The organism is Halopseudomonas sp. 4NH20-0008, from assembly GCF_057548395.1.
This window is the reverse complement of record NZ_BAAJMD010000008.1, coordinates 12,291-31,565: the sequence shown is the minus strand read 5'-3', so window position 1 is coordinate 31,565 and position 19,275 is coordinate 12,291. Positions and strand designations below refer to the sequence as shown.

The 19,275-nt window shown below is 58.2% G+C and carries 18 protein-coding genes; 6 read left to right on the top strand and 12 right to left on the bottom strand.

Features of this window, described 5'->3' with window-relative positions; genetic code table 11:
• Nucleotides 1-74: 74 nt before the first annotated feature.
• From AC27HQ_RS09600 to pyrC, 9 genes are all read right to left on the bottom strand, one after another.
• Nucleotides 75-1,739, bottom strand: a complete 1,665-nt coding sequence (locus tag AC27HQ_RS09600; protein WP_487155937.1) for a bifunctional protein-serine/threonine kinase/phosphatase — start codon at nt 1,737-1,739, stop codon at nt 75-77.
• A gap of 2 nt (nt 1,740-1,741) precedes the next feature.
• Nucleotides 1,742-2,953, bottom strand: coding sequence for a nitrate/nitrite transporter (locus AC27HQ_RS09595; RefSeq protein WP_487155936.1), 1,212 nt, complete (start codon nt 2,951-2,953; stop codon nt 1,742-1,744).
• A 185-nt stretch (nt 2,954-3,138) separates the two neighbouring features.
• Nucleotides 3,139-3,717, bottom strand: coding sequence for an ANTAR domain-containing response regulator (locus tag AC27HQ_RS09590; protein WP_487156058.1), 579 nt, complete (start codon nt 3,715-3,717; stop codon nt 3,139-3,141).
• A complete protein-coding gene (locus AC27HQ_RS09585; RefSeq protein WP_487155935.1) occupies nt 3,714-4,910 on the bottom strand; it encodes a CmpA/NrtA family ABC transporter substrate-binding protein in 1,197 nt (398 codons plus the stop codon). Before AC27HQ_RS09585 ends, AC27HQ_RS09590 begins: the two co-directional genes overlap by 4 nt.
• Before the next feature lie 183 nt (nt 4,911-5,093).
• The gene (locus AC27HQ_RS09580; RefSeq protein ID WP_487155934.1) at nt 5,094-5,522 is read right to left on the bottom strand and encodes a universal stress protein; all 429 of its coding nucleotides are present in this window, start codon (nt 5,520-5,522) and stop codon (nt 5,094-5,096) included.
• Nucleotides 5,523-5,534: 12 nt separating this feature from the next.
• On the bottom strand, nt 5,535-8,117 hold the full coding sequence (locus AC27HQ_RS09575) for a TRAP transporter permease (RefSeq protein WP_487155933.1): 2,583 nt from the start codon (nt 8,115-8,117) through the stop codon (nt 5,535-5,537).
• Between the two features lie 78 nt (nt 8,118-8,195).
• Nucleotides 8,196-9,170 carry a TAXI family TRAP transporter solute-binding subunit gene (locus tag AC27HQ_RS09570; RefSeq protein WP_487155932.1) on the bottom strand — a complete coding sequence of 325 codons (975 nt, stop codon included), beginning with the start codon at nt 9,168-9,170 and terminating at the stop codon, nt 8,196-8,198.
• 247 nt (nt 9,171-9,417) lie between these two features.
• Nucleotides 9,418-10,089, bottom strand: a complete 672-nt coding sequence (gene rnt, locus AC27HQ_RS09565) for a ribonuclease T (protein ID WP_487155931.1) — start codon at nt 10,087-10,089, stop codon at nt 9,418-9,420.
• 26 nt (nt 10,090-10,115) lie between these two features.
• Nucleotides 10,116-11,150, bottom strand: a complete 1,035-nt coding sequence (gene pyrC / locus AC27HQ_RS09560; protein ID WP_487155930.1) for a dihydroorotase — start codon at nt 11,148-11,150, stop codon at nt 10,116-10,118.
• A gap of 135 nt (nt 11,151-11,285) precedes the next feature.
• Between pyrC and AC27HQ_RS09555 the strand changes: the two genes are divergently transcribed.
• From AC27HQ_RS09555 to AC27HQ_RS09540, 4 genes are all read left to right on the top strand, one after another.
• Complete coding sequence (locus tag AC27HQ_RS09555) at nt 11,286-12,137, top strand: flagellar protein MotY (protein WP_487155929.1); 852 nt, start codon at nt 11,286-11,288, stop codon at nt 12,135-12,137.
• Nucleotides 12,138-12,230: 93 nt separating this feature from the next.
• Nucleotides 12,231-13,484 carry an argininosuccinate synthase gene (locus AC27HQ_RS09550; protein WP_487155928.1) on the top strand — a complete coding sequence of 418 codons (1,254 nt, stop codon included), beginning with the start codon at nt 12,231-12,233 and terminating at the stop codon, nt 13,482-13,484.
• 178 nt (nt 13,485-13,662) lie between these two features.
• On the top strand, nt 13,663-14,049 hold the full coding sequence (gene gloA / locus AC27HQ_RS09545) for a lactoylglutathione lyase (RefSeq protein ID WP_487155927.1): 387 nt from the start codon (nt 13,663-13,665) through the stop codon (nt 14,047-14,049).
• 43 nt (nt 14,050-14,092) lie between these two features.
• Nucleotides 14,093-14,959: a hypothetical protein gene (locus AC27HQ_RS09540; RefSeq protein ID WP_487155926.1), complete on the top strand. Its 867-nt coding sequence runs from the start codon at nt 14,093-14,095 to the stop codon at nt 14,957-14,959.
• Here the strand turns inward: AC27HQ_RS09540 and AC27HQ_RS09535 are convergent.
• Nucleotides 14,946-16,274: a deoxyguanosinetriphosphate triphosphohydrolase gene (locus AC27HQ_RS09535; protein ID WP_487155925.1), complete on the bottom strand. Its 1,329-nt coding sequence runs from the start codon at nt 16,272-16,274 to the stop codon at nt 14,946-14,948. The two genes, AC27HQ_RS09540 and AC27HQ_RS09535, sit on opposite strands and share 14 nt — an antisense overlap.
• Before the next feature lie 88 nt (nt 16,275-16,362).
• Between AC27HQ_RS09535 and AC27HQ_RS09530 the strand changes: the two genes are divergently transcribed.
• Both AC27HQ_RS09530 and AC27HQ_RS09525 read left to right on the top strand, forming a co-directional pair.
• On the top strand, nt 16,363-16,626 hold the full coding sequence (locus AC27HQ_RS09530) for a glutaredoxin family protein (RefSeq protein ID WP_487155924.1): 264 nt from the start codon (nt 16,363-16,365) through the stop codon (nt 16,624-16,626).
• A gap of 1 nt (nt 16,627) precedes the next feature.
• Nucleotides 16,628-17,080 carry a YcgN family cysteine cluster protein gene (locus tag AC27HQ_RS09525; RefSeq protein ID WP_487155923.1) on the top strand — a complete coding sequence of 151 codons (453 nt, stop codon included), beginning with the start codon at nt 16,628-16,630 and terminating at the stop codon, nt 17,078-17,080.
• 105 nt (nt 17,081-17,185) lie between these two features.
• Here the strand turns inward: AC27HQ_RS09525 and AC27HQ_RS09520 are convergent, their stop codons facing one another.
• Nucleotides 17,186-17,959, bottom strand: a complete 774-nt coding sequence (locus AC27HQ_RS09520; protein ID WP_487155922.1) for an MlaA family lipoprotein — start codon at nt 17,957-17,959, stop codon at nt 17,186-17,188.
• Nucleotides 17,956-19,254 carry a serine/threonine protein kinase gene (locus AC27HQ_RS09515; RefSeq protein WP_487155921.1) on the bottom strand — a complete coding sequence of 433 codons (1,299 nt, stop codon included), beginning with the start codon at nt 19,252-19,254 and terminating at the stop codon, nt 17,956-17,958. The genes AC27HQ_RS09520 and AC27HQ_RS09515 overlap by 4 nt, the downstream gene beginning before the upstream one ends.
• Between the last annotated feature and the right edge of the window lie 21 nt (nt 19,255-19,275).

The following is a 19,275-nucleotide window of genomic DNA, read 5'->3' as shown; positions in this document are numbered from 1 at the left end:
TACTTGCGTCTAATTTAACTATTTTTTCTGCACTTATTTGATGCATCTTGCGCCGTGTTGGTGCGCCCGTTCAGTCAGTGCAGCAGCAACACAACAAACAGCAGGTTGAACGCCAGGGCGATCAGCGCCACGCTGCGCCAGACCAATAACGGCTCACGCTCGATCAACGGTTGCCAGGCGGGTGGCAAACGGTCGCCCTGATCCAGAGCCAGTAGCCATTCCTCAGCCGTTTCATAGCGCTGCGCCGGATCAATCGCCACTGCCTTGAGCAGGCAGTCATCCAGCCAGGCGGGCAAGTCCGGGCGATACCGGCTCGGCGGTACAGCTTGATTGAAGCGTGGGCGCTGAAAGGCTTCGATTTCACCGTAGGGATATTGGCCGGTGAGCAGAAAGTACAGGCTGACACCGGCGGCATACAGATCCTGTGCGGGGCTGGGCTCACTGCCGGCAAAAATCTCCGGGGCAATGTAGCTGGGCGTGCCCACCGGGCTGCCGGCATGCCAGGTACTCAGGCCCGGACAGAAGGCCAGTCCGAAATCCAGCAGACGCAATTGTCCGTCGTCACCCAGATGCAGATTGTCCGGTTTGATGTCGCGGTGCACCAGATTGCGTCTGTGCAGCCAGCCCACCCCGCGCAACAGCTGCGGCGCCAACTGCTGGAACTGGGCTAGACTCCAGAGCCCATGCGCACCCTTGTGTTGAGCCAGGTTCTTGCCGGGGTATTCACGCATCACGTAGTAATGGTGACGACGCTCCGGCATGGGATGCAATTCCGGGATCCCGCGCCCGGCCACTCGACGCAGAAACCATTCCTCCTGCAGTAATTCCCGACAGGCTGCCAGGTCGTGCTGTCGGGACGGCGGCAGGGTTTTGAGCAACCAGGGATGACCCAGACTGTCCTTGACCCGGTACAACAGAGATTGCCGCGATTCAGCCAGTTCACGGCAAATCGTCCAGCCCTCAAAGGGTTGCTGTGGCTTCAGACGTGGCGGAACTGCACGCTCCTCAGCGGGTTGCAAGCTGTCTTCAAGGCTGGCCTGCGGCAGCGCATCGACATGCAGCAGCAAGGCGCTGAGGTTATCCTGGCTGCCGTTGCCCAGAGCCTGATCGATCATCTGCTGGCAAAGGCCTTCGACCTTGTTGCCCTGGGCCGCCAGCAGACTGCTGATGGCCTCGTCGCTGAGGTGAGCCCAGACGCCATCACTGAGCAGAAGAAATCGATCACCGACCTGCAGATCGCCCTCGACATAATCGATCAACGGATGCTCATCCAGCCCCATGGCGCGCTTCAATACATGCTGCATGCCGGGTTGCTCCCAGACATGCTCGTTGCTGATTTTCTGCAGGCGTCCGGCGCGCCACAGGTAAACCCGGCAATCGCCGATATGCGCCATGGTGTAACGGCAGCCGCGCAACACCATGCAGCTCAGTGTGGTCAGCAGGGGTTGCCCGCCACCGTTGGCACGGAGCCAACGGTTATGTGCGGTCAACAAGCGTTCCAATCCCTGGGTGACAGACCAGGTTTCTGGTGTGGAGTAGTAGTCCAGCGCCAGTGCCTGCAGTGTTGCCCGAGCCGCCAGGCCACCGTCCCGGCATTGACTGACGCCGTCAGCCAGCGCCACCAGATGGCCTTTGCTGGCGGCCAGGCGCGGGGCCGGGGTGACCACGCGAATGGCATCCTGGTTATCCTTGCGCAGGCCTGCGGCGGTGGCCTGGTCGGTATGCAGTTGCAGAGCCATCGTCAGACTCGAGCCGAGGTCATGGCCGATGAGCCCCAGGTAGTGCGCCAGCGACGCTTGACGCTGAACAGGCCGACCAATGCAAGCAGGCCCAACGCGGCAAACAGCCAGAGACCCAGTTGATAGTCACCGGTGTGCTGTTTGATGGAGCCCAGGCCTGCGGCCAGAATAAAGCCGCCGACACCACCGGCCATGCCGATCAGGCCGGTCATGACGCCAATCTCGCGGTGGAAACGCTGCGGAACCAGTTGGAACACCGCGCCGTTACCCGCACCCAGCCCGAGCATAGCGGTAACGAACAGTGCCAGTGCAGCAATTGAGCTGGACAGGTTGAAGCCGACCAGCGCGATACAGACTGCGGCAATCGAGTACATGAACAGCAGTGAGCGAATGCCGCCGATGCGATCTGCCAGCGCACCACCGAGCGGGCGCATCAGACTGCCTGCGAGCACACAGGCGGCGGTGTAGTAACCGGCCGTGACCGGGTTCAGTCCGTACTGGTCGCTGAAGTAGCCGGGCAGGGCGCTGGCCAGGCCGACAAAACCGCCAAAGGTGACACTGTAGAAAAACATGAACAACCAGCTGTCGCGATCATTCAGCGCCTGTAGATAATCGCGTGCTGATTTGGGCTTGGGCCGCTGGGGTGCATTGCGTGCAATCAAAATGAAAATGATCAGCGTGGCTACCAAGGGAATCAGTGCCAGGCCAAATACGCTCTGCCAGCCAAACAGATAGGCCAGGCCCGGCGCAAACAGGGCTGCGAATACCGTGCCGGAGTTGCCCGCGCCGGCAATGCCCATGGCTTTGCCCTGATGCTCTGCTGGATACCACTGTGAGGCGAGCGGCAGGGCAACGGCAAAGGCGGCGCCAGCAAAGCCAAGCCCGAGGCCGAGCAGCAGCGCGTGCTGATAACTGGTTACGCCATGCACCCAGGCCACCAGCAGGGCAATGATCACTACCACCTGGCCAATGATGCCGGCCGTCTTGGGCGACAACCTGTCAGCCAGAAAGCCCAGCAGCAAGCGCAATATCGCCCCCGCCAGAATGGGTGTGGCGACCATCATGCCCCGTTGTTGTGCAGTCAGGTCCAGATCGGTGGCAATTTGCACCGCAAGGGGGCCCAGCAGATACCAGACCATGAAGCTCAGATCAAAGTAGAGAAAGGCGGCAAAGAGTGTTGGCGCGTGACCGGCTTTCCAGAAGCTTGTGTTCATTGCGTGTCCCTTAAATGTGCTACAGCGTGTGATTCGGGGCATTGCCGGCGTCGTTGCGGCAAAAAAAAACGCCACCCCCACCCCCGCAATTCGCGGGGAGTGGGGATGACGTCGTTGTCTGTTGCGCAACCGGCGTTGGCTGCAAGTCAAGTAATTTGCAGGAAGCATGCCAGAGGGCGGAAGGGTTACTCGCTGAGCATCTCGTGCATGGCGATAATCTGTTCGGCGACCTGAATGATTTTCTGTTGCCGGCTCATGGCCTGGCGCCGCATCAGGGTATGCGCCTCGGACTCACTGCAGTCCTTCATCTTCATCAGCAGGCCCTTGGCCTTTTCGATGCGCTTGCGTTCATACAGCTGCTGTTCCCGCTCATGCAGCTCTGCACGCAGCTTCTGATCGCTCTCGAAACGCGCCATGGCCACATCCAGAATGGCTTTCAGGCGCTTGCTCTGAATACCCTCGACTATGTAGGCGCTGACGCCGGAGCGGATGGCCTGGCGCATGACCTCGGGGTCGTGTTCGTCGGTAAAGAGCACAATGGGTCTGGGTTGGTCGCGACTGACCAGGCAGACCTGTTCCATGACATCGCGGCCGGGCGAATCGCTGTCGAACAGCACCACATCGGGTTGACAAGCCTGCACCCGGGCCGGCAGGTCGATGGACAAACCGGACTCGTCAAGCACCTCAAATCCGGCCTCGATCAGTGAGTCGCGCAGGTTGCCGACTTTTCTGGCGGTATCGTTGATCAACAGGATGCGCATCAGTTGGCTCCTGTCCGGGCCGGCACAGTGAAGCTGCGCGCATAGGCATGTGGGTCGCTGCCATCCCAGATACGACCATCAATCAGCGTGCTGCTGCGCTGTTCGCTAACAGGCAGGGCAATGCCAAGCGCCTGTGCGGCATCACGGTAGAGGCTCAATTGCTGCACTTCCGAGGCGACCTTATGGTAGTCCGGCTCCTGTCGCAACAGGCCCCAGCGCTGGAACTGGGTCATAAACCAGATGCCGTCCGATAAATAGGGTGGGTTGACCGCGCCTTCAGCAAAAAAGCGCAGCGCGTGCGGATCATGCCAGCTCTGCCCGGCGCCGTCATCATAGTCGCCCAGCAGCCGCGGTTGCAGGGTTGCCAGGCTGGCGTTGACATACTCCGGGCTACTGATCAGCTGTGCGGTACTGCGACGATTGGCTTCATTCTGATCAATGAAGCGACTGGCATCCAACACCGCCATCACCAAGGCGCGGGCGGTGTTGGGGTAGCGCTCGACAAAGTCGCGGGTGCAACTCAGGACCTTTTCCGGATGATCCGGCCAGATCGACTGGCTGCTGGCCAATGTGAAGCCGAGTCCGCGTTTTACCACATCGGCACCCCAGGGTTCGCCGGCGCAAAAGCCATCAATATGACCCGCTGCCAGGTGGTCGGCCATCTGTGAGGGTGGGATTACCAGCGTCTCGACATCCCGCATGGGATCCAGTCCATAGGCCGCCAGCCAGTAGTACAGCCACATCGCATGGGTGCCGGTGGGAAAGGTATGCGCCAGACGCAGGCGCGCACCCTGACGCACATGCTGGCACAGCGTCTCGGGTGAGTTGACGCCAGCCTGAAGCAGCCGTGTCGACAGATTGATGCTCTGACCATTCTGGTTCAGCCCCATGAGTACGGCCATTGGCGTACTCTGGCCAGCAATCCCCAGGTGCATGCCGTATATCAACCCATACAAACCCTGGGCGGCATCCAGTTCACCGCTCAGCAAACGGTCACGTAATCCTGACCAGGATGCCTGGCGTTGCAACGTCAGGGTAAGGCCGTAGGGCTCGGCAAAGCCCTGGGTGGCTGCCACGATTAGCGAGGCAGAGTCAGTCAGGGGCAGGTAACCGATGTTCAGCAGAGGCTTTTCCGGTGCATCGCTACCGGCGACCCAAGCCAGTGGATTGGCTGTCGGTGGAGTTGTCTTGCTCATGGTGGTATCCGTTGGCAAATAAAAAAGCGCCGTGCAAACAGGTGGTGCTGCTGACCTGTGTACACGACGCCGTTGTCGTTAATGAGTCGCTGAAAACCCGCTGCGTTTCGCAACAAGGGGTATCAGGCGCACTCTGGTTGGCTAAAGACAAGCAAGCACTATGCCAGGTGCCAGCACGCAAGCTCAGCGCACGATCATTACCGACTGTTTGGCCTGTTGAACTACGCGCAATGCATTGGTACCGAGGACAAAATCCTCAACCCGCTTGCGTTTATGCGACGACATAACGATCAAGTCGACTTCAAGTTTTTTCGCAACCCGCAGGATGGCTTCATAGGGTTTGCCGTCGGCGATAATACGTTGCACCTTGATGCCTTTGGGGACCTGTTGGCTGACGAATTCCTTGAGTTGTTCGGTCAGGGTTTTCTTGACCTTCTCGGCAAACTCCTTGGGAAAGAATCCACCCACCAGCGGCATGCCGAAGTTGGGCAGGACGCTGACCAGATGCAGTGAGGCGTTATAGTCCTGACAGAGTTTGAGTGCCACCGGCAGGGCCTTGTCCCAGGAAGCTTTGTGATTCAGGTCGATGGGCAGCAGAATCTTCTTGTACATGGTCAGCACTCCTTAAGCCATTGTCGGGCGACGACGCAGCCATTGCAGGCCAATAATCAGCGCAAACAGGCCAAAGCCCGGTAGCCACATCCATTCCTTGGCCCAGCGATCAACCGGGGCCATGACCTCAAGAATTTCCTGATCAAACTCGAACCCGAGATCAGCCGCCAGGCTGCCATAGGTAACCATGTCGACTATGGTGCGGTCACCATCCTGCATCAGCTCAAGGCCGAGTTTTTCCATGCGCTCTTCGGCGCTGTCACCATCCGGTACCGGCACCAGAACAAAGAAGGTACGCGGCTCACCAATGCCATCTTCACCCAGGACCTGCATGCGCAAGTTGCTGCCTTCCTCAACCCGATCAAGTGAACGGGTCAGTTCAGCGGGCGCCACCGATTGATAGGGATCGTGCAGCATGTCCATCCAGAAACCCGGACGGAACAGGGTGAAGGCCACCAGCAACAGCAGCAGGCTTTCGTACCAGCGGCTGCGAACCAATAGCCAGCCCTGGGTCCCGGCGGCAAATATCAGCATGGCGATGGTGGCAACCACAAAGATCAGTATGCCGTGCCAGAACGTGACATCGATCAGCAACAGGTCGGTGTTGAAAATGAACAGAAAGGGCAGGGCTGCCGTTCGCAGGCTGTAGTAGAAAGCCTGGAAGCCGGTGCGAATCGGATCACCGCCGGATACCGCCGCAGCGGCAAAGGAGGCCAGACCCACTGGTGGGGTCACATCTGCCATGATGCCGAAGTAGAAGACGAACAGGTGCACGGCAATCAGCGGAACGATCAGGCCGTTTTGCTGGCCAAGGGTGACGATCACCGGCGCCAACAAGGCCGAGACGACAATGTAGTTAGCCGTGGTGGGCAGGCCCATGCCGAGAATCAGACTGAGAATGGCGGTGAGCATCAGCATCAGCATCAGGTTGCCCATCGACAGTATTTCGACCAGATCCGCCAGTACCAGGCCCACCCCGGTTTGTGACACTGCACCAACAATGATCCCGGCAGTTGCAGTAGCAATGCCGATACCGATCATGTTGCGGGCGCCAGACACCAGCCCCTGCCACAGATCATCACAGCCATGCAGCAGGTCGTCCGCCAATTTGCTTTGGCCACGGAACAGCGCCATCAACGGACGCTGGGTAAGAATGATGAAGATCATGAAGACCGTGGCCCAGAACGCCGACAGGCCCGGTGACAGACGTTCGACCATCAGGCACCAGACCAGCACGATGACAGGCAGTATGTAATGCAGGCCTGACATCACCGTCGGTTTGGTCTGGGGCAGGGTCAGTACTTGAGAATCGGGGTCATCCAGGGTCAGTTCAGGATAGCGTGATCCGAGCTTCATCAATCCGAAATACACCACCGCCAGGCCGGCAGCAATGACCCAGCCCGCTGACTCGCCGAGCAGGGGCTTGATCCAGCCAAGACCATAATAAACGGCAAAGGACAGGGCCATCAGCAGAATCAGCCCGGTCATGAAGCCGAGGATCTTGCGCAGCAGGGGGCGCGGCGGATTGCTGCTCTGCAAGCCCTGCATGCCGGCCTTCATGGCCTCCAGGTGAACGATATAGATGAGTGCGATGTAGGAGATCAGAGCCGGCAGGAAGGCGTGTTTGATCACCTCGACATAGGGAATGCCAACGTACTCGACCATCAGAAAGGCGGCAGCACCCATGACCGGTGGCATGATCTGGCCATTGACCGAGGACGCCACTTCCACCGCGCCGGCCTTTTCTGCCGAAAAGCCCACACGCTTCATCATGGGAATGGTAAAGGTGCCGGTGGTCACGGTATTGGCAATCGATGAGCCCGAGATCAGCCCGGTCAGACCTGAGGCCACCACGGCGGCCTTGGCCGGGCCGCCACGATAGTGGCCGAGCAGGGAAAAGGCCACCTTGATGAAATAGTTGCCGGCACCGGCTTTATCCAGCAAGGCGCCAAAGAGTACGAACAGAAATACAAAGCTGGTGGACACGCCCAGCGCTATCCCGAAAACCCCTTGGGTGGTCAGCCACTGGTGGTTGGCCAGCGCGTTCATGCTGACACCGCGGTGGGCCAGTATGCCCGGCATATAGGGGCCGGCGACGGAGTAAACGATAAAGACCAGGGCCACAATCATCAGCGGTGGCCCGAGTGCCCTGCGCGTGGCTTCAAGCAACAGAATCAGGCCGGTTAATGCGACCGCCACATCCGTTGTCGTGGGGCTGCCGGAGCGGCCGGCCAAGTCTGCGTAAAAGAGGTAGAGGTAGGCGGCACAGAAGGCGGCCGTCAGTGCCAGCAACCAATCCAGCACCGGGACGCGGTTGCGCGGCGAACGCTTGAAGGCAGGAAAAGCCATGAAGCCAAGAAATATGGCAAAGGCCAGATGGATCGAGCGTGCTTCAGTGGCATTGAATACCCCGAAGCCGACCATGAAGGGCAGAGGTGACGCAATCCATAGTTGAAACAATGACCATATCGCGGCGATCGAAAGGAGCAGCTTGCCGGTCAATCCCTCGGGTTTGCGTGCACCGGTATCACTGGTTGCAACCAGATCTTCCAGTTCGGTATTGAGGTCGTCCTGTCGGTGGGTCGTGTCACTCATGGCGAGCCTTATGCATTGGATTCATGAGGAAAGACAGCCACCCTGCCAGTCGGTCAGATCGACAGGGTGACACAAGGCTTACATCCAGCCACGTTCCTTGTAGTAGCGAACAGCACCCTCATGCAGCGGGATGGACAGGCCCTCTTTGATCATCTGCTCTTCCTGCAGGGTGGCGAAGGCCGGGTGCAGGCGCTTGAAGCGATCGAAGTTGTCAAAGATCGCCTTGACCGTTTGATACACGGTTTCATCATCTGTGGCTGTTGAGGTTACCAGTGTGGCACGCACCCCGAAGGTGGTGACGTCTTCGTCATTGCCACGGTAGATGCCACCGGGGATAACGGCCTTGGCATAGTAGGGTCGCTCGGCTATCAAATTGTCGATCGCTTCACCATCCACGGTGACCAGTACCGAGTCGACCGTGGTGGTGGCTTCCTGAATGGAACCGTTCGGGTGGCCGGCGACAAAGACCATGGCATCAAAGTTGTTGTCACCGAGGCCAGCGGACTGTTCGGCGGCACCCAGCTCCGAGGCCAGGGCAAAGTCATCGCTGGTCCAGCCAAGGCTTTGCATCACCACATCCATGGTGTCACGCTGACCTGAACCGGGGTTGCCGATATTGACCCGCTTACCCTTGAGGTCCAGCACATGGTTGATATCGGCATCGCGGCGTGCCACCACGGTCAACGGCTCACCATGCAGGGCGAACATGGCCCGCATATCGGAGTAGGGGCCTGCGTCAGCAAAGTTTTCTACGCCAGCGTAGGCCTTGTACTGCACATCAGATTGGACCACACCCATATTGAAATCACCGCCCCGAATACCGTTGACGTTGGCCACCGAGCCGCCGCTGGAAGGCGCGTTGCAGCGTATGCCATGGTCACTCGTGTTGCGATTGATCAGACGGCAGACCGATTGGCCTACCACATAATAAACGCCGGTCTGGCTGCCAGTACCGATGGTCACGAAATTCTGCTGGGCCATTGCCGGGGTCGCGGTGAGAGCGGCGCAGCCCAGGGCCGCCGAAAACATAAGGGCGAGGGATTGACGTTTCATGGGAAGACTCCTGTTTATGGATTGTCTGAGGAGGAAGCCGGCACGGTGTGTCGATTTCTCAAGGAACCAATGTTGATTATCGGCGCTTGCCGTATTGGAAACATGCACTTAAGTGTAGTGGAGAATTTCATTCCTACTGAAAATAACCAGCCTGCTTGAGACAGGCAAGTTATTAAGCCACTCGAGGTGGCTGAATGTGACAGGGTTTGCGTGGGGGAGGAGCGCGGACGGGTCTTGTTCACCAAGATCAGGCGGGTGGCCAGCCACCCATTTCCCGCCAGCGGTTGACGATGCCGCAGAACAGTTCGGCGGTTTTTTCCGTGTCGTAGCGCGCCGAGTGTGCCTCGCGGCCGTCAAAGTCGATATCAGCTGCAGAGCAGGCCTTGGCCAGTACGGTTTGCCCATAGACCAGGCCGGCCAGGGTAGCCGTATCGAAACAGGAAAATGGGTGGAAAGGGTTGCGTTTGATCTCGCAGCGCTCGACGGCGGCATTCAGAAAACCGAGATCAAAAAAAGCATTGTGACCGACCAGCACCGCGCGATTGCAGCCAGCCGATTTCACCGCCTTGCGCACGTGCCTGAAGATTTCACCCAATGCATGCTCTTCACTGACGGCCATACGCAGCGGATGGTCCAGCTTGATGCCGGTAAACTCCAGCGCGGCAGCCTCGACGTTCGCTCCAGGGAAAGGCTCGACGCGAAAAAAGTGCGTTTGATCAGGATAGATCATGCCTTCTTCATCCATTTCAATGGTCGTCGCAGCGATTTCCAGCAGGGCATCTGTAGCCGAGTTGAAACCGCCGGTCTCGACGTCCACCACTACCGGCAGAAAACCGCGAAAGCGGTAGGCCATGGGTGGCTTGAGACCTTTGCTGCTGGGTTCCTGTTGCTCTTCGTTATCGAACTCGAACTCGCTCACGGGCGATCCTTAGTCAGGTGGGGCTATCAGGCAAGACGCCAGCGGATGGATTCACCGGCGCGCAACGGCACAACCAACTGGTCACCGAAGGGCAGGGTGGCGGGTGCCGTCCAGCTGTCACGCAGCAGCGTGATGCTGTCAGTGTTGCGCGGCAAGCCATAAAAGTCAGGGCCGTGGAAGCTGGCAAAGGCTTCGAGCTTGTCGAGAACGCCCAGGTCCTCAAAGACTTCGGCGTACAGCTCAATGGCGGCATGCGCCGAATAGCAGCCGGCACAACCGCAGGCCGCTTCCTTGGCATGTCGGGCATGGGGGGCCGAGTCGGTACCCAGGAAAAACGCCGATGATCCGGATTCCACTGCATCACAGAGTGCCTGTTGGTGGCGTTGGCGCTTGAGAATCGGCAGGCAGAAAAGGTGCGGACGAACGCCGCCGACCAGCATGTGATTGCGGTTGTACATCAGGTGGTGGGCGGTGATGGTTGCGCCCACACGGTCTGATGCAGAGCGCACAAAATCCACGGCATCGGCGGTGGTAATGTGCTCAAACACGACCTTCAGTGTCGGAAAGCGCTGGATCAGTCCCACCAGTTGCTGGTCGATAAAGGCTTTTTCACGGTCAAAGATATCGACTTCGGCATGGGTCACTTCGCCATGTACCAGCAGCAACATGCCGACCTCGGCCATGGCTTCCAGCGCCGGGTAGATGTTCTCCAGTGCGGTGACACCGGATTGCGAATTGGTTGTTGCGCCGGCCGGATAGAGTTTGGCTGCTACCGCCTGACCCGAACGCGCAGCCTGGCGAATGGTCTCGGGGCTGGTTTGGTCGGTCAGATACAGCACCATCAGCGGGTTGAAGTCCGAGTTGGCTGGGCGCGCAGCAAGAATGCGTGCCTTGTAGTCATCAGCCTGCTGACCGTCGCGCACCGGTGGCACCAGATTGGGCATGACGATCGCACGGGCAAAGCTACGGGCCACATCTGCCACGGTGTGCTTGAGTACATCGCCGTCACGCAGGTGGATATGCCAGTCGTCGGGCCGGGTCAGGGTAAGGCGATCAGTCATCAGGGTGATTCCAGACAGTATCAATGGTGTCATGCTACCGGAATCAACCCGCATTTCACACACTGGAGAGGGTAAAGTTTTGCGTCCGGCGGCCGATGACATCACACAAGTAATTTATTCACGGCGGAGACAAACGTGGCTCGAGCCCTCATACCGACATTGTTGCTGTTGGCCCTGCCAGTCCAGGCCATGACCTTCCAGACGCGCATGGAAGACGTGCAGTGGCTGGTGGAGGGCGATCAGTTCGAGTGTCGCCTGGCCCAGCCAGTCAGTGGTTATGGTCAGGCCGTGTTTGTTCGTCGCGCCGGTGAGCGGCCGGTTTTCCACCTGGAAGCCTGGAGTAATTTGATGCGTCCGGGTCCTGCGCAACTGTATAACGATGTGCCGCCATGGCGACCCAACCGACGCGCCCGCGCTCTCGGGCAGGCGATCATCAGCGATGGCCGCGTGCCGCTGCGGGTACCTCAGCAACAGGCGGCGCAGATGCTGGCTGGCCTGGCTGAAGGCTTGCATCCAACCATTCTTCGCGCCGCCTGGGCCAATGCAACTGAACCGGTCAAGGTCGTTGTATCCAGTGTTGGCTACAGCAAGGCCTGGGACGAATTTCAGACCTGCAGCAGTGGATTGCTGCCGCTGAATTACGATCAGGTTGCCAGCTCGGTGATCAGTTTTGCCGAGGGCGGTACTACCTTGGTTGCGCAAAGCCGTGAACTGCTGGACGTGGTGTTGGCCTATGTGCAGGCTGATAGCGACATCACCGGAATTCAGCTCGACGGGCATTCAGACAACGTTGGTGATCGTCTGGAAAATCGTGAGTTGTCGCGCCAACGCGCCTTGGCTGTACGCGATTATTTGATGGCTGAGGGCGTCAGCGAGGATCTGTTTACCATCCGCTTTCATGGCGAGCGCTATCCGGTTGCCAACAACCGCAATGCCGAGGGTCGAGCCCAGAATCGCCGAGTTAGTCTGACCCTTGAGAAGCGCTGAAGCCTTCGCCTTTGGCTCTCGCTAACCAATGCACCACGCGCCCCTGTGAATCCTCATGTCTGGACGCTAGAATAGTCCCTTGTCCGGCGCCTGTTGCCCGGCGCTGATCAATCTTCAAGGGAGCGCGTAATGTCTGATGTGAAAAAAGTTGTCCTGGCCTACTCCGGTGGTCTGGATACGTCGGTGATCCTCAAGTGGCTGCAAGAAACCTACAACTGCGAAGTCGTGACCTTCACGGCTGACCTTGGCCAGGGTGAAGAGGTTGAACCGGCTCGCGCCAAGGCTCAAGCCATGGGCGTCAAGGAAATCTACATCGACGATCTGCGTGAAGAGTTTGTCCGCGACTTCGTGTTCCCCATGTTCCGTGCCAACACCGTGTATGAAGGCGAGTACCTGCTGGGTACCTCCATTGCCCGTCCGTTGATTGCCAAGCGCTTGATCGAGATTGCCAACGAAACCGGTGCTGACGCCATCTCCCATGGCGCTACTGGCAAGGGTAACGACCAGGTGCGTTTTGAATTGGGTGCTTATGCTCTGAAACCAGGCGTCAAGGTGATTGCGCCCTGGCGCGAATGGGATCTCCTGTCACGCGAGAAGCTGATGGATTACGCCGCCCATCACGACATCCCGATCGAGCGCCACGGCAAGAAAAAATCGCCTTACTCCATGGACGCCAACCTGCTGCACATCTCCTATGAAGGTGGCGTGCTGGAAGACACCTGGACTGAACACGAAGAAGACATGTGGCGCTGGACCCGCTCCCCAGAGACGGCGCCGGATACCCCGACTTATATCGAACTGACTTATCGTCAAGGCGATATCGTTGCCATTGATGGCAAGGACATGTCCCCGGCTTCCGTGCTGGCCGAGTTGAACCGCATTGGTGGTGAAAACGGTATCGGACGTCTGGATATCGTCGAGAACCGCTTTGTCGGCATGAAGTCCCGCGGCTGCTACGAAACCCCCGGCGGCACCATCATGCTCAAGGGTCATCGCGCCATCGAGTCCATCACCCTAGACCGTGAAGTCGCGCACCTGAAAGACAGCCTGATGCCCAAGTATGCCGAACTGATCTACAACGGTTTCTGGTGGAGCCCGGAGCGTCTGATGATGCAACAGATGATCGATGCCTCGCAGGCCAGTGTAAACGGCGTGGTTCGTCTGAAACTGTACAAGGGCAACGTCATCGTGGTTGGCCGCAAGTCTGATGACTCGCTGTTTGATGCCGCCATTGCCACCTTTGAAGACGACGCTGGTGCCTACAACCAGGCTGACGCCGCTGGCTTTATCAAGCTCAATGCGCTGCGCATGCGGATTGCAGCAAGCAAGGGGCGTAGGCTTCTTTGAAGCCTAGCTTCAAGCCTCAAGCTTTAAGCGATAAGCTGCCCGAGGGCTCTGATAGTTTGTGAGCCTGCCTGATAAAAAAGCTTGACAGGCAGGCTCTGAAACCAAAATCGTTGCAGCTTGCAGCTTGCAGCTTGCAGCTTGCAGCTTGCAGCTTGCAGCTCAACCGAAGGTTGCCACTATGCGTATTCTTCACACCATGCTCCGCGTCACTGATCTGGACGCATCGGTTGCTTTTTACACCGACGTGCTGGGTATGACCCTGTTGCGCCGCAAGGATTATCCCGAGGGCCGCTTTACCCTGGCCTTTGTTGGTTATGGCAATGAGATTGATAATGCCGTATTGGAGTTGACCTACAACTGGGATACGCATGACTATGAGTTGGGTACCGCCTATGGCCACATCGCCATTGAGGTCCAGGATGTGTACAAGGCCTGCGAGCAAATAAAGGCCTCGGGTGGCAAGGTGGTACGAGAGGCCGGGCCAATGAAGCACGGTTCCAGTATTCTTGCCTTTGTTGAAGATCCAGATGGTTATCGAATCGAGCTGTTGTCGGGTCGCAGCTAGACGGACCGGTAACTGACCTTTATCCACTGCTCCCGGAGCAGCCATGGTTTGGGCTCTGCTGATTGCGCTGATTTTGCTCGGGGTCCTGCTCGAAAGGCTGGGTCACAGACGGCGTTTTGCCCAAGCTAACCTGGCTCGTCAGCGCGCCCTTGAACAGATCAGATTGCTGCGGCTGCTGCTTGAACAAGTACAACGGCACCGCGGCCTGTGCTTCGGTATCATGTCCGGTGAAGTTTTGCTGGAGAATCAGCGCAGTACAGCGCACCTCAATGTTGAAGAGCTTTTACTGTCTCTTAAGGACCATGAAGCCACGTTGTTCTGGTATGCCCCCTGGCATGCAGTGCTACCCATGTGGCGAGATATTGAACAGCGTTTACAGTCTGACAGCCCGGAATCAGTGCTGAAACGTCACCACCGCCTGATCGAAAGCCTGCTGGATACCATTGAGGCGATTGCCGACAAGCACGACCTGGTCTGTCTTGGTCGCCTGGCTCCGCAACCCCTGGGTTTATGGTTGGAGCTGCTGAAGAACACCGAGCTGCTGGGTCGGGCGCGGGCAGTGGGCACGGGAATCGCTGCGCGCCGGCAAAATACCGTGTTGCAGCACGATGAGCTGCGCAAGCTGCGAGAGCAGATCAACGACAGAGCCTATCTGGCCCCGGTCAAGCTGAATGCCGACCCGGAGCTTAACCCGCATATCAGTCAGGCGGTTCGCGCCGCCGAGGATTGCCTGGACGAATTGATCAACGGCATAGATAGCCTGCTGGCCAATCTGCGCGAACCGGGCATGCCGTCCAGCCGCTTCTTTCAGCTCGCCAGTCGTGCGATTGCCGCGCAGATGATGCTGATTGACATGCTGCTCGACCGCTTGCCAGTGGAACCGCCTCGCGGGTCACTCAGGCTGGACTGACGCCACGGATACGCGCGGCCATGTCTGCTGCGTACAGATCAGTCATACCGGCTATGAAGTCGATAACGCGCAGATAGCTGCGGTACAGATCCCAGTCCGGTTTGGGTGCGTTGTTGCCCATCAGATCCAGTATGCGGCGGTGCTTGAAGCTCAGGTGCTGGCCGGACTGCTGTTCATTGACGGCGCCACAGAAGGCATCCAGCAGGGTTTCCAGGGTGCTGTAGGCACCTATCTCATGCAGCGTCTTGCGTTTGTCCTGAAAGATACGTTCACGCGCCATATGCTTGGCACTGAGCACACAATGGCGGGCCCTGGGTGGCATATGCTCGACCAGGTCGCCGCTCAGCTCGCCGGCCAGCAACGCCGGCTGCTGGGTGACAAAGGCTTCGGCAGCCGCGTTGACCAGATGTTCGATGGCCTTGCCGCGCAGGATCGCCAGTTTGCGCCGGGTCGAATCCCTGGGGCCAAGCTGCCGGTAGGTTTCCGGTAGGTCATCGCCCACCAGTTCCAGCAGCAACTGCTCAACCTCGCTGTAGTCCAGCAGCTCCATCTCCATACCATCTTCAAGATCGATCAGGCCATAGCAGATGTCGTCTGCAGCCTCGACCAGATATACCAGTGGATGGCGTGCCCAGCATTGATCGGCCTGCAAGGGCAGACCGAGTTTACCGGCAATCTGCTCGAGCAGGGGAAATTCTGCCTGATAGCAGCCGAACTTGTGTTTCTTGTAGCCCTGGTTATCCGCATGCCGGGCGGTCCAGGGGTATTTCAGATAGGCACCGAGGGTCGCATAGGTCAGGCGCATACCGCCTTCAAATTGGTGATATTCCAGCTCGGTCAATACCCGGAAGCCCTGTGCATTGCCCTCAAAACTTAATAGATCGAGGCGCTGGGCGTCGCTCAGGGGCGCCAGCCAGCCGCGCTGATTCGCCTGTTGGAACCAGTGGCGAATCGCGTCCTCGCCGGAGTGACCATAGGGCGGGTTGCCAATATCATGGGCCAGGCAGGCGGCCTGCACTATCACGCCGATATCCGCGGGCTCGCACCAGGCGGGCAGTTGACCACGCAGCATTTCAGCCACGCGCATGCCCAGGGAGCGACCCACACAGCCAACCTCAAGGCTGTGGGTCAGGCGGGTATGGATATGATCGTTGCTGGATACCGGGTGCACCTGGGTTTTCTTGCCCAGACGCCGAAACGCACCTGAGAAAATCACTCGGTCGTGATCCTTGTGAAAGGGCGTGCGCCCCAATTCTTCGGTACTGGCTACCGGTTTGCCGAGCCGCTCACGGCACAGCAGTGTTTCCCAATCCATGCAGGTCTCCCTCATATCAGCCCAAGAGTATGTGGCAGCACGCAATGGGTTACAATGCGGCTCCAACGGATTTCTACTGCACACTGTGATGACGCCCCTACCGACTCTGACACTCTATGGCACCCTGGCCTGTCACCTCTGTGACAACGCGCTGGCTGCCCTGGAGCCCTTGATTGCCGATGGCTTGCGGGTCGAGCAGGTGGATATCAGTGACGATGATGTGCTGATGAGCCTGTATCAGTTGCGCATTCCGGTTCTGAAGCGCAGTGATACCGGCAGTGAGCTGGACTTTCCCTTCGACCTCCAGGCTGTGATGGTCTGGCTGGACGATGTTCTGCGCGAGGGCTGCTGAGATGGCAATGCGGGTTACTCCTTTCTGGCAACGCAAGCGCCTGGACGAAATGGATCAGCAGGAATGGGAGTCCCTGTGTGACGGCTGCGGGCTCTGTTGTCTGCAAAAGCTGGAGGATGAAGATGATCCTCAGGCCATTTACTACACGCGGGTTGCCTGCAAACTGCTGGATCTGAACAGCTGTCAATGCAGCAACTACGCTGATCGCCGGCAGTTCGTTCCCGACTGTATTCAGCTGACGCCCAGCGACGCCGCGGGCTTTGCCTGGCTGCCTCCGACCTGCGGTTATCGTCTGGTTGCCGAGGGCAAGGATCTGCCCATCTGGCATCATCTGGTTTGCGGTGACCGCAAAGCCGTCCACGCCGCCGGTATCTCACAGGCTGGGCGAATGCTCGCTGAGGATGCCGTGGCTGAAGATGACTGGGAAGATCAGATCATCTTTCGGGTAGGCTAGCTACAAGCCTCAAGCCTCAAGCTAAACCCGGGTTTGTGATGTGCTGGTTGTGTGAGCTTGCAGCTTGAGGCTTGCCGCTAACAGGCAAAGCAGCGCTGCGCCTGGTCACTGGCTGATCTGAAACTCCCTCAGCTTGGTATACAGATAGCGGATCTGATCGTACTCGAACGGGCTATCAAGTGCGCCATATCTGAAGCCATTTTTATATCTCAAATCAATCGCATAGAGCCCATATATCGAAGGATTCTGGTTCATTATTTCGCGGTTGTTGAGGTAAGATACGACGTCTTCCATTGTCCAATCCACAGCAAGGCCCGTCGTGTCGCGCAGCGAGGATGGGCCAAGCAGGGGCAGAACGATGTACGGCCCTGGTGGGACGCCATAATGCCCAAGGGTTTGACCGAAGTCTTCCGACTCCTGGGGCAAGCCCATGGCTGTGGCCACATCAAACAGGCCCAGTACGCCAAGCGTGGTATTGAACAACAGACGCGCGGTAGTGCGCATGCTGCGCTTTCCTTTGCCTTGCAACAGGCTATTGCCGAGATTGGGGATGTCGGCCAGGTTGGAAAATACGTTGGATACCCCGGAGCGCACAAACCGGGGTGTGACGATCTCATAGCCGCGTACAGCCGGTAGATAAACATACTGGTCAAACTGACCGTTAAAGCGATAAATGCGTCTATTGAAGCCTTCCAGTGGGTCCTGGATGTTCAGCGCCCTAAGGCTGGAGCGCTCGAACTGGTATTGGCTGGCGTTGCGATCAATCTCCAACATGTTAAAAGGATCCTGGTAAGCGGGGATGTTGGGGGTATCGAATTCCCCCGCGCTCACGCTGGTTGCGAACATCAGTGCGAGCAGGCTGGTCAGACAGGTTTTCATTGTGCTTGCTCCGTCAGGAAGTCCAGCATGGTTGCGGTAACCTGGAGATGCTGCAGGTTGCCGCCATGGCCGCCACGGGGAAACAGGTGGGCCCGCTCACCAAAGGTGTCGAACAGAAACTGATAGTCCGCCTGATTGAGAATAAAGTCGTCGGCATTACTGATGACGGCAATGTTGGGGTTATCCTGCAGATGCGCGCTGATGCTGCGCAGGCTGGTTTCCCATGCCATGTCCTCAATCGTCTTGCCTGCATGGCGGCTTTGCCATGCTGGCAGCAGCTGATTTTGCAGGTAACACTCAAAATCACAGAAAAGCGCGCGCCTCAGATAGGGGGTCAAGGAGGTGCTGACCCAAAGCGGCTTGTCCGCCGGGGCATAGCGGCCAGTCTTGTTAATCAGGTCGGCCATGAAGTTAAGGTCTGCTGCAGCAAAGCGAAAGACAGCACCAATCAACATGGCCAGCTCAGCCTCACTAAAGGCCTGATCTGAACTTTGGATACCTTGAAACAGACCGCTCTCAATATCGGTATCGCCGGTTTCAGCGTAATAGCGAGACAACTTGTTGAAGATATGCTCGTAGAAGCTGTCAGTGTTGCTGATGCCCTCGATGCGGGTATCCGAGAGCGAGTCGAGCCGGCGAACTGAGGTATACAAATCCACTGGCGGATTGAGCAGCAAGACCCGGCTGAAGTTGAATTGCCCCAGGCGTTGATCAAGGTCGCTGACAAAGGCCGCATTCAAGGCGCCCAGGCTGAAGCCGGCAAGGCGATACTCGGTGATTTCAATACCCTTGGTGTCGCGTGCGTGCTCTGCTGCCATGCTCATGGCTGTATGCAGATCACGCGCATCCTCACGCCCCAGGCCCGGTCTGCCACTGTGTGACGCGGCCGCAATAAAATCATGGTTGGTGGGTGAAGACAGCACGATCACATGCATCCCGGCTTGCCAGAACAGGGCTTTTAGATAGTCCATGCGTGCGCTGTCGTACCCTGAACCGGTGCCGGCCAAGAGAAACAGCAGGGGGGCAGGCTCGTTATGCCAGGCCAGCCGAAAGTGCAGATTCTGATAACGCGACAGGACGGGTGGCAGGTCCCTGTCTGGTAGTACCCGCACGGACAGGTCGCGTTGTCGTATCGATGACTCCTCGGGTACGTCGGCACGCTGATCCGGGGGAGTGCCGGCTATGGTTGCCATAAAGGCATTCATTGCTGGAAAGCTGAAGTCGTCGGCCTGGGCACTGTTGAGCAGGCATGACAACAAAAGTGAGAGGCTCAGGGCATAACGTATGGGGGGCATAATCTATTCCATATAGGTTCA

Excerpts from the sequence above, each read along its gene's own strand:
- AC27HQ_RS09600 (WP_487155937.1), bottom strand. The coding sequence starts at position 1,739 with ATGGCTCTGCAACTGCATACCGACCAGGCCACCGCCGCAGGCCTGCGC.
- AC27HQ_RS09595 (WP_487155936.1), bottom strand. The coding sequence starts at position 2,953 with ATGAACACAAGCTTCTGGAAAGCCGGTCACGCGCCAACACTCTTTGCC.
- AC27HQ_RS09585 (WP_487155935.1), bottom strand. The coding sequence starts at position 4,910 with ATGAGCAAGACAACTCCACCGACAGCCAATCCACTGGCTTGGGTCGCC.
- AC27HQ_RS09580 (WP_487155934.1), bottom strand. The coding sequence starts at position 5,522 with ATGTACAAGAAGATTCTGCTGCCCATCGACCTGAATCACAAAGCTTCC.
- AC27HQ_RS09575 (WP_487155933.1), bottom strand. The coding sequence starts at position 8,117 with ATGAGTGACACGACCCACCGACAGGACGACCTCAATACCGAACTGGAA.
- AC27HQ_RS09570 (WP_487155932.1), bottom strand. The coding sequence starts at position 9,170 with ATGAAACGTCAATCCCTCGCCCTTATGTTTTCGGCGGCCCTGGGCTGC.
- pyrC (WP_487155930.1), bottom strand. The coding sequence starts at position 11,150 with ATGACTGATCGCCTTACCCTGACCCGGCCCGACGACTGGCATATCCAC.
- gloA (WP_487155927.1), top strand. The coding sequence starts at position 13,663 with ATGCGTATTCTTCACACCATGCTCCGCGTCACTGATCTGGACGCATCG.
- AC27HQ_RS09540 (WP_487155926.1), top strand. The coding sequence starts at position 14,093 with ATGGTTTGGGCTCTGCTGATTGCGCTGATTTTGCTCGGGGTCCTGCTC.
- AC27HQ_RS09535 (WP_487155925.1), bottom strand. The coding sequence starts at position 16,274 with ATGGATTGGGAAACACTGCTGTGCCGTGAGCGGCTCGGCAAACCGGTA.
- AC27HQ_RS09530 (WP_487155924.1), top strand. The coding sequence starts at position 16,363 with ATGACGCCCCTACCGACTCTGACACTCTATGGCACCCTGGCCTGTCAC.
- AC27HQ_RS09525 (WP_487155923.1), top strand. The coding sequence starts at position 16,628 with ATGGCAATGCGGGTTACTCCTTTCTGGCAACGCAAGCGCCTGGACGAA.
- AC27HQ_RS09520 (WP_487155922.1), bottom strand. The coding sequence starts at position 17,959 with ATGAAAACCTGTCTGACCAGCCTGCTCGCACTGATGTTCGCAACCAGC.
- AC27HQ_RS09515 (WP_487155921.1), bottom strand. The coding sequence starts at position 19,254 with ATGCCCCCCATACGTTATGCCCTGAGCCTCTCACTTTTGTTGTCATGC.